Origin of the sequence: Cellulophaga sp. RHA19 (assembly GCF_002813425.1) — a bacterium.
GTDB lineage: Bacteria > Bacteroidota > Bacteroidia > Flavobacteriales > Flavobacteriaceae > Cellulophaga.
This window is the reverse complement of the sequence record NZ_PHUL01000001.1, coordinates 1,942,025-1,957,151: the sequence shown is the minus strand read 5'-3', so window position 1 is coordinate 1,957,151 and position 15,127 is coordinate 1,942,025. Positions and strand designations below refer to the sequence as shown.

The window sequence follows — 15,127 nt, the reverse complement described above, 5'->3', positions numbered from 1 at the left end:
TTTTATTTTATTAACCAAGGTTCTTTACTGTTATTTAAGTATGTTATAAACCAACCTGAACCCCAACCTGCACTCCAAAGAACATTTTCATTATAAGGGTCTGGCTTAACATCTACCATTTTATTAGGTTGCCCTAAGCCTTTGTTTATTTTTTTCCAACTATTAGCGCCATCCTCAGACAAATAAATTCCTGGGTTTTTAAAATTATCAATTAAATTATTTGCTTGTCCGGCAACACTAATTACTATAATATCTTCATTTACAGGAGACGTTTCTACCTGCCAAACAAAAGGAGCTTTAAATATCTTTAACCAACTTTTACCGTTATTCTTAGACATCCAAACACCACCTTCTTCATAACTTCCAGAGCGTCTTCCGGCAGCTATATATATGTTATGGCTATTACGATCTATAAAAACATTATTTACAGCTTTTATTTGTGACGGAATTTTATGTTTTTCCCAACTACTTCCTCTATTTTTAGATATATACAAACCACCATTATCATCATTACAAGCAGCATATAAAATATTAGAATTTATAGGATCCATTTTTATTCTACGTACACTAGCATTTTTATGAAAACCATTATTGCTTAATTCCCAAGTATAACCGCCATCAAAAGAACGATAAAAACCATACCCACCTTTAGTGAGCTTGGGTGCTTTACTTCCAACCTCTGAAATTGGTTTTTTAATTGCACAGAAATACATATTCTCTGGAGTTACAGGATCTATAGTTAAGGAGTATTGCATTGCCAAGCCCTCCCATGAATTGTTATCTGCATCAAAAATTGTGGCTATATTTTTCCAAGTTTTACCACCATCATTTGTTCTTCTTAATTTACCTCTATGCTCTTGCCTCCAAGCTAATGAGTAAATTATATTTGTATTTTGGGGGTGTACAGCCATTGTAGATGTAGAGTGTTGACCATGCATTCCATTATGGTCATGAACTTGCCCGTCTATTTGTTCTACAGCTACAGCCTGTTTGTTTGGCCAATTACCTAAAGTTGTGGTTTGCCATAAACCGTGTTCACCACTTGCTAGTAATCTTCTGTTTGGTATTCCTGTTTCTAACAACATAAATCTTCCCGGTAAATTACTATCTCCACGTCCTATCCATTTATTACTTCCTTTAGATGTCTCATAATCATCAATCTGTTGCCAAGTTTTGCCGCTATCTACAGATTTTAGTGTCTGTTGGTCTATACCTATAAAAACTTCTCCTTTATTATTAATTGCCAACATACGGTTGCCCGAAATTTCTGCATGGTTATTCATATATCTTTGCAGGTGTGCAAATGTTACATTTGCACCCATAGGGTTGTTTCTACTTTGCCAATATGCTGTATCTTTTTTTGACAACCAGTAAGTTCCTTCTCTTGCACAAGCAAACCAAGTTTTACCTCCGTCTTCAGTTTTCCAAAGGTCTCCTGCCCCAAAAGATTTATCATGCTTTTTATTAAAAGAAACATAAATTTCATTTTTATTTAAAGGATTAACAACTAACCTATTAAACACAGGTAAAATTTTATTAGGCAAAACTGTAAATTTAGATTTAGCCTCATTTTTTGTGATACCAAACCAAAAACCAATTGTTTTATAATACCTGTCTATTTCTGCAGAAAATTGTATTTTATTTAAATTGATTTCTAAATTACCTGTACAATTAATCCAAGACGCGCCATTATCTAAACTTTTATATACACCACCTTTAGAGGTTACAGATTTTCCGTCTTTTTTATATTCTGTTTGTGTTACTAAATACAAAATAAACTCTCCTGTTTTTGTATTGTAATAAGATGTTAGGTCTCTTGGTAAGTTGTTTGGTAGTCCTTTGTCACTTAAATGCCAGTTAGCACCACTGTCATTAGTTATATAAACTCCATAATTGGTGGCAATAAAAATATTTTTTGTGTTTTTAGGGTTATATATAATACGGGCTACATCTAAATCTTTATTAATGTTTGTTGCTATTTTAGACCAAGATTTTCCCCCGTCTTTAGTTTTTAAAACATAGCCATAACTTGCCCTAGAGCTAATTTTTCCGTGCGGATTTTTTAAACTTCTATGGTTTTCTTTTACATTCCAAAAGTCTCCCGCTCCAATTAGCCATTCATTATCATTATTAGGATTAATAGCAATTTTTGTATGTGCATTACTAACATGCTTACTGTTTGTACGCGGAATAGTATAAATTATTTTCCAACTTTTACCTCTGTCATTAGAAATATAAACTCCACCGGCACGCTCTATTGCTACTCCAAAATTTGGGTTTTGTCTAGAGAAAACAATATCATGTACACGTTCCATATCTAACCCATTACCATCAGAATCTTTAATTGTATGCCAAGATTTTCCTGCATTCCACGTACCATAACTTACGTGCATATCTGGTGCCATAAACATAGTATTGGTATCTGTTGGGTGTATCCAAAACTCCTCGTTATAACCAGACATTCCTGGTCCAAAGTTATTCCATGTGATTAACGAATCTGAGTTTATCTTTTCTGTCTTAATTTTTTCAAAAAAATAATCTCTATTTTTCTTATTCTGACTACATCCCGTAGAAACAATTAAAATAGACACTAATAATAAAATGTTAGTTTTCATAAAGAGTAAGATTAAGTTTTTTTCAAATCTATACAAGTTAATTACCCTTTAACAACACATATGTTTTTACTACTACAACATATAAACAACTAGACAATTTACCATACTACCTATTTAAACTATTTTAAAACAACCAAAACCATTTATGGTAGTATTATAGTAGTCTCTTCCCCTTATTTCTCCTCTGATTTGATACTTTTATTTCAGAAAAATAAAATAAAAAATGAAACACCTTTTCCTTCTTTTTTATCTTGGTTTTAGTTTATCTATATATGCTAACGAGTATAATGTTATGAATTATGGAGCAAAAGCCAATGGCACAACCTTAGATACAAAAGCCGTACAAAAAGCTATTGATTTATGCTCTAAACAAGGTGGCGGAAAAGTTATAATTCCTGCTGGTAAAACAGTACTTATTGGCACTATATATTTAAAAGATAATGTAACACTTTATCTGCAAAATGGCGCTGTACTTTTAGGCAGTCCAGATTACAAAGACTATACAACAGATACCCACAAAAATACTTATAAGAATGAACCTCATATGGACAGGTGTTTAATTTTTGCTGATGGAATAAACTCTTTTTCTATAGAAGGTAATGGAACAATTAATGGCAACGGTTTTCCTAACAATTTTACAAAAGAAAAAGGCGGTAGACCTATGATGTTACGCTTTCTTAATTGTAATAATATTAAAATTAAAGATGTAACGCTTATAAACTCTGCTTCTTGGACTTCTGCTTGGTTATATTGTAATGAAATTGTTGTAGACGGTATTAAAATTACAAGTAGAGTTAACCACAACGGAGATGGTTTAGATTTTGATGGTTGTACCAACGTACGTGTTTCTAATTCTTCTTTTAATACTAGTGATGACTCTATTTGTTTGCAAACATCTAGACCAGATAAACCTTGTAAAGACATTGTAATTAACAATTGCGTATTTACTAGTAAATGGGCAGCTATGCGCATTGGGTTAGCTTCTAGAGGAGATTTTGAGTCCGTTACTGTAAGCAATTGTACGTTTCATGACATACAAGATTCTGGACTAAAAATACAAATGAATGAGGGTGGTGAAATGAAAAACATGATTTTTTCTAACATTGTCATGAAAAACGTTCCTAGACCTATTTTTATGACTTTCTGCCAACAAAGAGCTGGTACAGATACTCCTATGAAAATGCTTCCTATGAAGGCTATGCATTCTTTCTCTTTCAATAATTTTATTATCGATAATAAAGATGTAGATAAAAACTCTGCTATTTTTTTAACTGGTATGCCTAAAAATTACATTACAGACATACAGTTAAACAATATACAAATGACAGTTTCTGGTGGTGGAAATAAAACAGACGCTAATAGAACAGATATTAAAGAGTATACTTTAGAAACCTTAGGCAATTGGTGGCCAGAATTTAGTCTAGTTGGCACATTACCTGCTTCTGGTATTTATGCCAGACATATTAATGGTTTGTTTATAAACAACTTTTATTTACATACTGTTTTAGATGATAAAAGACCTGCTGTTGTTTTAAATGATGTTCTACATTTTAATAGCAATTCTATTTTTTTAAACCGAAAAAAACAAACTATCAAAGACAATTAACTTAGGACTTAGTGCCCCTACAGAACTATCTGTAATATATTCAAAAAACAAGTGCTTAAACCAAAAATAAAACCTTAAACTAACTTAAATGAAATCTATTTTACGTGTAACTAAAAAAATTACATTACTACTAATTTTTATTTGTGTTGGGCAATCTTTTGCTCAAAAAACTCCGTTTTTTAAAGAAGGACAAGATCCCAAACCTAACCATAAAAAATGGAAATTGGTAAAAAACATGTCTGATGAATTTAACGGCAAAAAAGTAAATGAGAGTAAATGGCAAATATCTGGTCAAGGATGGATTGGCCGTGCTCCAGGATTATTTTTAGCCGATAATATTAAGGTTAAAGATGGTAGCTTACAAATTACAACCACTATGTTAGATAAGCCCGTTACTAAAAATGGTAAAGTATACACCCATGGCGGTGGTTATGTTGGTTCTAGAAACGCAATGAAATACGGCTTTTACGAATGTAAAATGAAAGCCAACAAAACCTTTATGTCTTCTACTTTTTGGTTGATAAATGAATCTAGAGAACAAAATGGTTGTGATAAAAGGGTTACAGAACTAGACATACAAGAAACTGTGGGTCAAATTATAAACAAAGCAGAATGGATGAAACATTTTGATGAAGCAATGAACTCTAACACACATAGTAGAAACATACCGGAAGGTTGTAACTTTGTAAAAGGCTCTGTAAAATCTAAAGGTAGTATTAACGGCAAAACATATGATGATTTTCATGTATACGGAGTGTGGTGGAAATCTAAAGATGAAATTTTATTTTTTATAGATGGTAATTTTGTCTCTAAAGTAAAGCCTGCAGCAGATTTTAATATAGATATGTATTTAAGAATGGTTGTAGAAACGTATGACTGGAATCCGGTTCCTGAAGATGGAGGAATGAACGGTTCTAAAGAAGAAAGAACTACTACCTACAACTGGGTAAGAACTTGGAAATTAATAGACACTAAATAATATGTATAAACTACTATTACATACTATAAAAATAGTACTAACTGTTAGTATTACTGCACTTACTTTTTCGGTTACGGCACAAACCAAAGTTTACGATGTTACAAAATTTGGAGCAAAAGGAGATAGTATAACTGTAAATACAAAAGCACTACAAAAGGCTATAGATAAATGCTCAAAAAAAGGAGGCGGAATTGTACATATTGCTAACGGCGTTTTTATTAGTGGTACAATTATTTTAAAAAATAACGTAATTCTTAACATTAGCAAAAACGCAAAGTTAATTGGTAGCAACAACCCTTTAGACTATAAAAGCATAGATACATTTACAGATGCCGTTGGCCAAGAAAGAGGAACTTGCTTAATTGGTGCAGTAGATGCTACAAATATTGGTATTACAGGTAGCGGAATTATAGACGGCAATGGCGCTTCTTTTTTAGCTAAAAACTTAGCTTTAAAAAAGAAAGAACTTGGCATTATAGATGTAAAATTTGGAACTAATCGTCCATTTTTACTACGGTTCGTAAGATCGTCCCAAATTACATTAAAAGATATTTACCTAAAGCAAGCTGCTGCTTGGGCTTGCCATTTTTATCAATCAGAAAACATAACAGTAGACCATATAAATATTTATAATCACGCTAATAAAAATAATGATGGTATAGATTTAGACTCTAGTAACAGTGTTGAAATAAAAAATTGCACTATAAATTCTGGTGACGATGCCATTTGTATTAAAGCAACAAGCACGTTACCTACACACAATGTTAAAGTAAGTAATTGTACTTTAAAGAGTGATTGGGGAGCAATAAAATTTGGCACAGAATCTATGGGAGATTTTTACAATATAGCTATTAGCAATTGTAAAATATATGATACTAAAGGTGGTGGTATAAAAATACTTAGCGTAGATGGTGCCAACATATATAATATAATTATAGACAGTATAAAAATGACCAATGTAGATATGCCAATTTTTATGCGTTTAGGTGAGCGCCTAAATACATATAGATACGCTAAAAAAAGAACTGTGGGTTCTATTAAAGATATTCTTATTTCTAATATAAATGCAACTAGTAGAAATTTAAAACAATCTAGAGTGTCACCGCCTTCTGGAATTTTTATAACGGGTACTCCAAATCATAAAATAACATCTTTACAACTACAAAACATTTCAATTAACTTACCTGGCGGTGGTTCTAAAGAAGATAAATTAATAGAGGTACCAGAAGATGAAAAAAGATATCCGGAATTCAACTTCTTTAATGTTTTACCTGCCTATGGTTTATATGCCAGACATATTAGTGAGTTAAAAACAACCAATGTTAGTTTTAAGCTTACAAATAAGGATTACAGAAACGAATCTTTAATAATAGAATAGCTTTAAATATGAAAAACTATAGTACACTATTAATTATAGGCTACATACTTATAACAGTAAATACCGTATGTGCGCAAAATTTTCCTTTTATATTACCTAAGGAAAAACCTAAACAACCGTTAAGCACTGCTATGCAACGTAATTACGATAATTACTTAGCGCCAAGACCAGAGGATAATGAGCTGTATACTCAGTTTAAATATACTAAAGTAGAAGGTTTAGATTATAGTAATGATGACGGTACAGTTAGCCGTAGAGATCCGTCTAAAATTATTTTTGAAAACGGAAAATACTATGTTTGGTATACACACAGAAAAACCGAAACACCTCCTAAAGGAGCTAAACAAGCTACAGAAACAATACCTTCTGCAGATTGGGATTTATCTGAAATTTGGTATGCTACCAGCTTAGATGGGTTTAACTGGGAAGAGCAAGGTGTTGCTATACCTAGACCTCCAAAACAAGAGTTGGGTCATAGGTCTGTGAGCACTGCAGATATTTTAAAATGGAAAGATAAATACTATATGTATTATCAAGGTTTTAGTGAAGCAAGTGGTTTACGAGGAGATGATTGTCCTGTATTAATGTCGTATGCAGATTCTCCTGATGGGCCTTGGACGGCAGCTAACAAAATTGTAATTCCCAACGGTCCAAAAGATACTTGGGATCAATTCTCTATTCATGATCCTTACCCTTTGGTTTATAAAGATAAAATATACCTGTATTACAAATCGGACTTTGATGGTGATCCAAACTTAATAAGAATGCAAGGTTTAGCCACAGCAGACTCTCCTTTTGGTCCCTTTACAAAAAGTAAACTAAACCCTGTGCTAACATCTGGCCATGAAACTACTATGTTTCCTTTTAAAGATGGTATTGCAGCATTAACTATTAGAGACGGTAATGAGCATAATACGGTGCAATTTGCAAAAGATGGGGTTAATTTTAAAATTGCTTCTATGGTAGAAATGATGCCGGCTGCAGCAGGACCTTATGTACCTGATGCTTTTACTAATACTAAAAATGGTGTTGGCATAACTTGGGGATTATCTCATTTTACTAATGCCACTACATGGGATAAAAACCATGCTATTTTAGTGCGTTTTGACTGTGATTTGAGTCGGGCAATTAACGATCCTGAAATGAAAAAACACCACGTTTACCATAGACCAGAGGTGTACTTTAAACAAGCCTTAAGTAAAAACCAAAAAGAGCGCATTCTTAAAGAGAATAAAAAATTAACACAACAATGAAATGATGAATTTAAAATATATTCTTCTACTCGTAACCATTTTATATCTAAACAATAGCTATTGTCAACCTAAAAAAGACAAACCCAATGTACTAATAATTTATACAGATGATCATAGGTACTCTGGCGTACATACATTAGGTGGTGCAAATGTACAAACACCAAATATAGACGCTTTAGCAAAGGACGGCGTAGCTTTTGAAAACACATATTTAATGGGAGCTTTTACAGGTGCTACTTGCGTTGCTAGTAGAGCAATGTTATTAACTGGCACCAACTTATTTCAGTTACAAGGTGCAGGACATAACATACCTGTAGCAAATAAAACCATTGGAGAAGCGCTTAAAAATGAAGGCTACAATACACATATCATAGGAAAGTGGCATCAAGATGGAAACTCCTTAAAGCGTAGTTTTAATTCTGGTGATAAAATAATGGGAAAAGGAGTTTACTTAGTAGATCAATTTAGAATGCCTTTTTACGATTGGGATAAGGCTGGAGAATTTAAACCTAAAGATGCTTATTTATTGGTATATGATGCGAACGGAAAAATTGTTAAACAAGCAATTTCTAAGGATGAAAAAAGGGGACCTACTGCTACCGAAAAAAATGGTCCGCATACCTCTGAAGTTTTTGCTAATGAAGCCAGCAAATATTTTAAAAATTACAAAAATAAAAAACCCTTTTTTATGTACTTAGCTTTTCACGCACCACATGATCCGCGCCAAGCACCACAAGAGTACAAAAACAAATATAATGTAGATAAAATAGAACTACCTCCTTCTTATATGGCGCAACATCCTTTTGACAACGGACATATGTTTTTACGCGATGAAGAGTTGGCTCCCTGGCCTAGAACGCCACAAATTTCAAAACAAGAATTAGCAGATTATTATGCTATTATTACCCATCTAGATGCCCAAATAGGAAAAGTGATTGCTGCATTAAAAGAAAGCGGACAGTATGAGAATACTTTAATTGTTTTTTCTGGAGATAGTGGTTTAGCTGTTGGCAACCACGGCTTAATGGGCAAACAAAATGTTTATGATGAAGATGGCATACATGTACCATTACTATTTTCTGGCAATCTTATAAAAAACAAAGGAGCTCGTTTCAAGGCCTTCACCTATATACATGATATTTTCCCTACTATTTGCAATTTCACCAATACTACCATTCCAAGTTCTGTCTCTGGTAAAAGTTTACTACCTATAATTACTAATGAAAAAGCTCAAGTCCGCAATTATACCTATCACGCATACAAGCAGTTTCAAAGAGCTTATAGAAAAGGTGATTTTAAACTAATTGAATATGTAAGAGCTAAAGATATAAATAAAAAAGATGGGGAATTTGTTGCTGGTTCTAGAGTTACGCAACTCTTTAAAATTACAACAGACCCTTGGGAAACCCAAGATTTATCATTTTTTCCAGAGTACAAAAATCTTTTAACTCAAATGAGGTTAGAAATAAAGATTAAAGCAGAAGAACTAGGTGATAAAAAAGAGAATGTTAACGGAGAAAAGTACGACTTCTGGGATTATTATTAGCCGTAATAAATCATAAAAAAGCCCAAACAATTAATTACTTGTTTGGGCTTTTTTTGGTATAAATATCTATTAAATTTTAGTTTTCTCTCCAGAGTCTCTGTACTTATTATAAGTCGTAAAAAGCTTTTTTACTTTAGATGCATATTTAGGTGCATCTATTAAGTTTTGCTTTTCATTCTCCGTAATATTGGTATTTAGGTTAAATAATGCAACAGGTTTTCTAGTGCTATTAGTTTTATCTTTTTTATCAAAAGCTATAATTAATTTCCAACCGTCTTTAATAATTATTGCTTCTTTACCTGTACCAGATTGTGTTACCAAATAGGGATGTACTTTATTGTTTTTGTTGTCTCCTAATAAAATTGGCAATAAGTTAGCCGAATCTTTAACTTGATCTTCTGTTATATTTTGATTGGTTATAGCTGCCAAAGTAGCTAAAATATCTAAACCCAGTACTGGTATATTAGACACAGATTTTTCTTTTATAAAACCTGGCCACGATGCTATAAAAGGAACTCTATGTCCGCCTTCATATGCCTGGTTTTTTCCTCCTCTGTAAATATCGTTGGATTTATGACCTGCCTGTATACTTTTCTTTTTTAACAAGCCTCCATTGTCTGATGTAAATACAATTACGGTATTATCATAAACACCTTTCTTTTTTAATGCCGCTACAAGCATTGCCATTTGCACATCTAACTCTTTTACCATATCTAAATGTTTAGATGGTGTTTCACCTGCAATTTTTTCTCCATTAAGTTTTTTAGTTGGTGTATGTGGTAAGTGCACAGCCAAGGAACAGTAATACATAAAAAAAGGTTTGTCTGTATCTGCGTTAGCAATATAATCTACAGCTTTATTTACTAATAACGGCCCCATATTATGTGGATCCCAATTGGTATCTCCTAAGCCTTCATCTTTATCTAAAGTAACTCCTTTTTTAGTCATATTCTCTTGTGAGATATAGCCAATTTCTGAGTTTTGTTCTAAAGGCATCCATTCTTGATTTTCATAAACTACATATGGCACGTTTTGTATACCTGCAGGAAAAGTCAAACTGTAGTCAAAACCATTATCTAAAGGCCCTTTACCTATTATTTTGCGTACATCTACATCTAGTTCTACTCTTTTTCTAGGAGACCTATAAATTTCTGTTGCGCTCCCTTTTCTTAAAAAATCCATTCCAAAACCCCATTTACCTAAAAAAGCTGTTTGGTAACCTGCGTTTTTCATTAATTTACCTAAAGTTAGCTGGTCTTCTTTTATAGGAGAGGGCTGAAAAGCTCCCCAAACTCCCCAAGGTGCATAACTACGGTAGCAGTTATTGCCCGTCATTACTGCATACCTAGAGGGTGCACATAATGCTGCAGGCGAGTGTGCATCTGTAAAAGTCATTCCGTTTTTTGCTAAATTATCTATAGCAGGTGTTTTTACTACTATTTTATTAGAATGCATTTTTCTATAATAAGAAATATCTCCTACTCCTATATCATCTGCCAAAACAACAATTATATTAGGTTGTTTTTGAGCTGAAAGCTGTATTGTAAAAACAATAACAATTGTAAAAATTAATCTTTTATACATACTTGTTTATTTTAACATTAACCAATTTAGATTTAAAATTTTGTCTGCTCCCCAAACAGATTTAAAAACAACTACAATATTCTGCATTCCAGAAACGCTTTTTAACAAATCTGTTTCTATAGTTTCCCAATTGTTCCAACCTCCTGTATATTTTACAGGAAACTCTGCAATTAAATCTCCTTTAGGATTACCTAAACGTACCTCCATAGTACCTATTCTTTGTCCGCTTGCAACACGGGCAACTATTTTTTTAGCTGTACCATTTGCAAAATCTACATTATTAAAACTTACGTTACCCATCATTTTGGTTTCTGTAACCATCCAGCCTATTGGCTCATTACCACCAACAAAGTTGGTTGTTGCTCCACTAATACTACTGTACCTGTCTACTTGTATTTTTTCCCCTATAGTCGGTGCTCCTATACCTCTTAATGTAGGTTTTACACGAGCTATGGTTCCATCTTCTTTAAATGTCATGTAATCTGCGCGCATAGATCTTAATTTATTATAACCACTAATTTCCCACCAATGGTAAAACAATATCCATTTTCCTTTGTAATTTACAATAGAATGGTGATTGGTTCCATTACCTAGATTATCCATAATTTTTCCTCTGTAAACAAATGGCCCTAAAGGATTATCACTTGTAGCATAAGCAATTGTATACCCTTCGTTTGCAAATACATGTGCAAAAGTTAAATAATACATTCCGTTTACTTTTATAGGAAAAGAACCTTCTTTATAACCTGCTGGTAAACCTTCTACTTTTATAGGTTTTGCAGCAACTTCTTTCATATTATCTTTTAAAGGTGCTACAAATAGTTTTTCTCCTCCTCCAAAATACAAATACGCTTTGCCATTATCATCTAACAATAATCCGGGATCTATCCCTTCAACATCTTTTATATACTTTTTTTCCCATTTAAAAGGGCCAGTAGGACTCTTAGATGTACCTACTCCAATACGTCTAAAAGATGATTTATCTATTGGTGCTGCAGGATAATAATAGTAATATGTATCTCCTTTTTTTATACAATCTGGAGCCCACATACCGTAAGAATTTTTCTCTCCCCAAGGAACATTATTCTGATCTAAAACAACACCATAATCTTTCCAAGTATTACCCCCTTCCAAAGAATACATATGATAATCTGGCATACAAAAATCTGGCGCTTGTACTCCTTCTTCTGGCACAATATCATGAGAAGGGTAAACGTATAATTTACCATTAAAAACACGAGCAGTTGGGTCTGCTGTAAATATATCTGTTACCAAAGGGTTTTGTGCGTAAGATATATGTATTGATGCTAAAAAACTCAGGGTTAATAGAATGTGCTTCATAATTATTTATAGTTGATTTAATTGATTTTCTGTTAGTATATAGTAGAAATAAAAGTATTGAAAGTAAACTAGAGGTTTTTATTGACTAAAACTGTTTAAGTACAGGCATTGCAACTCTACCAAAATTATTGCTTGTAAACTAGACACAAAAGCACATATGTTTTAGAAACTACTACTTATGTGTTTAACCTATTTATTGCTGTTTATAAACCTCCGGAAAGCTTGTTATTGGTGTAATTTTTAAATCTTTGTAATATACTTCTGCAGCCTCAGACTGTATTTGTATTTTTCCTTGGGTTACAGGTGTAACAATACCATTTTTTAAATAACGGGCATTTTTTACCCTGTTTACAACTTCACCGTTTACAAGATGTATACTTTCTGCCCCTAAACAATAAATTTCTAATGTATTCCATTCACCATTTGGGTTTTCGTATAAACCAGATTTACTTGCTTGACCAGACTCAAAACCAGCACCCCATTTTAATGGAACCAAATTAGCTTTAGGATTATACTCAAAAAATGAATTTCCGTTTTTTGCATACTTTTTTTCTGCAGGCACATCTCCAAAAACATCTGTTAAAGCAATAAAATCTCCACAATCTTCTTCTTGTACCTGAAACTCTAAACTAGACATCCAAACATTCCAAAAAGCCCCATGCGGACCTTTAGCATGGTATAAAATTCCACTATCTCTTTTTGTGTACAACCTAGGCTCCCACTTTTTTTCTCCCCATCTAAATTGCACGCTTAAATGGTAATTACCATAATCTTCTTTTGTTGTTAGACCACCATAAATTTCACCTGTAATTTTTAAAACAGGAATATTATTTTCTTTTATGATTGAAAACACATTTTTTGGATCGTTATTTAAACCAAGTGGTTTGCCTGTTTTTACATCTGTAAACTTCTCTACATCTAAATCTACAGATTTGTGAACAGCACCCATCCAAATTTCCCAATTAGATAAATTTTCATCAAACAAATAAATAGTTGAAGAATTAGTATTTCTAGTTACATCTGCACTTTTACAACTTAAAAACAAACACATAAAAATGCTTGTTATCAATACATAAAAAGTTACTTTTTTAAAACACTGTATCATCATACTAAAAAAACTTTTAAAATTAAAAAAGCCAAGATTATATAGTTATAAAACCTTGGCTCTCTCTTACTTCAAACAATTTAACTACATTTCTAACTCAATAACGTATGCAAAGTCACCTGGTTTTTCTTTAGGCATAATAACCTTTAAGCCACCTTCTTCTTGGCTCCACTTTATTTTTTCTTTACTACCCAATACTCTTGCATTTGTAATATTTAGATCCTTAGCATAAGTAGCTTCTTTAGCTAAAGACTCTATGGTTACAATACCATCTTTAGGCCAAGCCAATACAATAGCATAAAGCTTATTTTCTTTTGTTGTAAACCTAATATCTTTAGAGGATAAGTCTTTATTATTGCCTTCAGAGTGATGACCCTTTTTTACTTCTGTAGGTCCTTCTCCAAATGTTTTCCAATATTTGGTATCATAAATAGCTTCTCCATTTACTGCCAACCAATCTCCTATTTGTAATAATATTTCTTTTTGATCTTCTGGTATAGTACCATCTGATTTTGGACCAACATTTAATAAAAGATTACCATTTTTACTAACAATATCTACCAAATCATCTACTATCTGATTTGCTGTTTTAGACTCCCAGTTAGAAACATAACTCCATGAGTTTTTGCCTATAGAAGTATCTGTTTGCCAAGGCAATTTTCTTATACCTGGAAGTTTTCCTCGTTCTAAGTCATAAATAACAGTGCCCTCTGGAAAAGCTTCGTGCGAAAAGTTTTTGTCTTGTAACACAACTTCTTTTCCCCACTCTATTCCTTTATTATAGTAATAGGCTGCTAATTTTGGTCTTTGATCTGCAAAATCTGGAATATCTAAATAAAAATCGAACCACATAATATCTGGTTGGTAACTATCTATAATATCTTTGGTTCTTGCCCACCATATTTCTTTAAATTCTTTAGATACTGGCTCCTTTAAATTTTTACCCTTAGTAGAGTATAAATCTGCATACGCAGGATCTGTAGTATCAAAATGATCTTTTTTATTAAAAAATGACCAATTAAAAGCAAAATGAGAAGATGCACCCATAATCATCCCTTTTTGTCTTCCTGCCTTAAATAATTCCCCTAAAATATCTCTTTTAGGTCCCATATCTACAGCATTCCAACGAGTAACATTAGATTTATACATTGCAAAACCATCATGATGTTCTGCTACTGGAATTACATATTTAGCTCCAGATTTTTTAAACAAATCTATCCATTCGTTTGCATTAAAATTTTCTCCCTTGAACATAGGGATAAAGTCTTTGTAACCAAATTCTTTTTGGTCTCCCCACTCTTTTTTATGATGTAAATATACATCTGAAGGACCTTTTTGACCTGGTTTTAATTGTGCAGAAAAAGTAGCCGTATCCATATACATTTTACGAGGGTACCACTCTGATGAATATTCTGGTACAGAATAGGGTCCCCAATGAATAAAAATTCCAAATTTCTTTTCATTAAACCAAGTTGGGTCTTTGTAATTCTTTTTTATAGATTCCCAATTTGCCTCGTAAACAGGTTTTGTTTCTTGGGCTACTTCTTTCTTTTCCTTTTTGTCTGCACAAGACAAAATAGCTAAGGAAACAATAAAAAAGCTAAGTACTTTATATTTTCTATATTTCATAGTCAATAGATCTTAAAGGTTGTTCTAATTATCTATAGCGAAATTCCAATTATCCTGCTAAAAGCATTAAAACGTATGTTTTTTATAGTAG

General features: G+C 32.6%; 10 protein-coding genes. 5 read left to right on the top strand and 5 right to left on the bottom strand.

Features of this window, described 5'->3' with window-relative positions; all coding sequences use genetic code 11:
- Nucleotides 1-2: 2 nt before the first annotated feature.
- Nucleotides 3-2,615 (bottom strand): VPS10 domain-containing protein, encoded by a 2,613-nt coding sequence (locus AX016_RS08605; protein WP_100895215.1) that lies wholly within the window; start codon nucleotides 2,613-2,615, stop codon nucleotides 3-5.
- Between the two features lie 223 nt (nucleotides 2,616-2,838).
- Between AX016_RS08605 and AX016_RS08600 the strand changes: the two genes are divergently transcribed.
- The 5 genes from AX016_RS08600 to AX016_RS08580 all read left to right on the top strand — a co-directional run bounded on the left by AX016_RS08600 (nucleotide 2,839) and on the right by AX016_RS08580 (nucleotide 9,377).
- Nucleotides 2,839-4,221 carry a glycoside hydrolase family 28 protein gene (locus AX016_RS08600; RefSeq protein WP_100895214.1) on the top strand — a complete coding sequence of 461 codons (1,383 nt, stop codon included), beginning with the start codon at nucleotides 2,839-2,841 and terminating at the stop codon, nucleotides 4,219-4,221.
- A gap of 88 nt (nucleotides 4,222-4,309) precedes the next feature.
- Nucleotides 4,310-5,200 (top strand): family 16 glycosylhydrolase, encoded by an 891-nt coding sequence (locus AX016_RS08595; RefSeq protein ID WP_100895213.1) that lies wholly within the window; start codon nucleotides 4,310-4,312, stop codon nucleotides 5,198-5,200.
- 1 nt (nucleotide 5,201) lies between these two features.
- Complete coding sequence (locus AX016_RS08590; protein WP_100895212.1) at nucleotides 5,202-6,578, top strand: glycoside hydrolase family 28 protein; 1,377 nt, start codon at nucleotides 5,202-5,204, stop codon at nucleotides 6,576-6,578.
- Between the two features lie 8 nt (nucleotides 6,579-6,586).
- Complete coding sequence (locus AX016_RS08585) at nucleotides 6,587-7,831, top strand: glycoside hydrolase family 117 protein (RefSeq protein ID WP_100895211.1); 1,245 nt, start codon at nucleotides 6,587-6,589, stop codon at nucleotides 7,829-7,831.
- Between the two features lies 1 nt (nucleotide 7,832).
- Entirely contained in the window at nucleotides 7,833-9,377 is a 1,545-nt protein-coding gene (locus AX016_RS08580; RefSeq protein WP_100895210.1) for a sulfatase-like hydrolase/transferase, read from the top strand.
- Nucleotides 9,378-9,446: 69 nt separating this feature from the next.
- Here AX016_RS08580 and AX016_RS08575 read toward each other — a convergent pair whose 3' ends face one another.
- The 4 genes from AX016_RS08575 to AX016_RS08560 form a co-directional block, all read right to left on the bottom strand.
- The gene (locus AX016_RS08575; protein ID WP_100895209.1) at nucleotides 9,447-10,961 is read right to left on the bottom strand and encodes a sulfatase family protein; all 1,515 of its coding nucleotides are present in this window, start codon (nucleotides 10,959-10,961) and stop codon (nucleotides 9,447-9,449) included.
- A 6-nt stretch (nucleotides 10,962-10,967) separates the two neighbouring features.
- Nucleotides 10,968-12,302: a family 43 glycosylhydrolase gene (locus tag AX016_RS08570; protein WP_100895208.1), complete on the bottom strand. Its 1,335-nt coding sequence runs from the start codon at nucleotides 12,300-12,302 to the stop codon at nucleotides 10,968-10,970.
- Nucleotides 12,303-12,495: 193 nt separating this feature from the next.
- Nucleotides 12,496-13,410 carry a 3-keto-disaccharide hydrolase gene (locus tag AX016_RS08565; protein WP_100895207.1) on the bottom strand — a complete coding sequence of 305 codons (915 nt, stop codon included), beginning with the start codon at nucleotides 13,408-13,410 and terminating at the stop codon, nucleotides 12,496-12,498.
- A gap of 81 nt (nucleotides 13,411-13,491) precedes the next feature.
- Complete coding sequence (locus AX016_RS08560) at nucleotides 13,492-15,036, bottom strand: alpha-L-fucosidase (RefSeq protein ID WP_100895206.1); 1,545 nt, start codon at nucleotides 15,034-15,036, stop codon at nucleotides 13,492-13,494.
- Nucleotides 15,037-15,127 lie beyond the last annotated feature (91 nt).

Coding starts and splice junctions, on each gene's coding strand:
- AX016_RS08605 (WP_100895215.1), bottom strand. CDS start 2,615: ATGAAAACTAACATTTTATTATTAGTGTCTATTTTAATTGTTTCTACG.
- AX016_RS08600 (WP_100895214.1), top strand. CDS start 2,839: ATGAAACACCTTTTCCTTCTTTTTTATCTTGGTTTTAGTTTATCTATA.
- AX016_RS08595 (WP_100895213.1), top strand. CDS start 4,310: ATGAAATCTATTTTACGTGTAACTAAAAAAATTACATTACTACTAATT.
- AX016_RS08590 (WP_100895212.1), top strand. CDS start 5,202: ATGTATAAACTACTATTACATACTATAAAAATAGTACTAACTGTTAGT.
- AX016_RS08585 (WP_100895211.1), top strand. CDS start 6,587: ATGAAAAACTATAGTACACTATTAATTATAGGCTACATACTTATAACA.
- AX016_RS08580 (WP_100895210.1), top strand. CDS start 7,833: ATGATGAATTTAAAATATATTCTTCTACTCGTAACCATTTTATATCTA.
- AX016_RS08575 (WP_100895209.1), bottom strand. CDS start 10,961: ATGTATAAAAGATTAATTTTTACAATTGTTATTGTTTTTACAATACAG.
- AX016_RS08570 (WP_100895208.1), bottom strand. CDS start 12,302: ATGAAGCACATTCTATTAACCCTGAGTTTTTTAGCATCAATACATATA.
- AX016_RS08565 (WP_100895207.1), bottom strand. CDS start 13,410: ATGATGATACAGTGTTTTAAAAAAGTAACTTTTTATGTATTGATAACA.
- AX016_RS08560 (WP_100895206.1), bottom strand. CDS start 15,036: ATGAAATATAGAAAATATAAAGTACTTAGCTTTTTTATTGTTTCCTTA.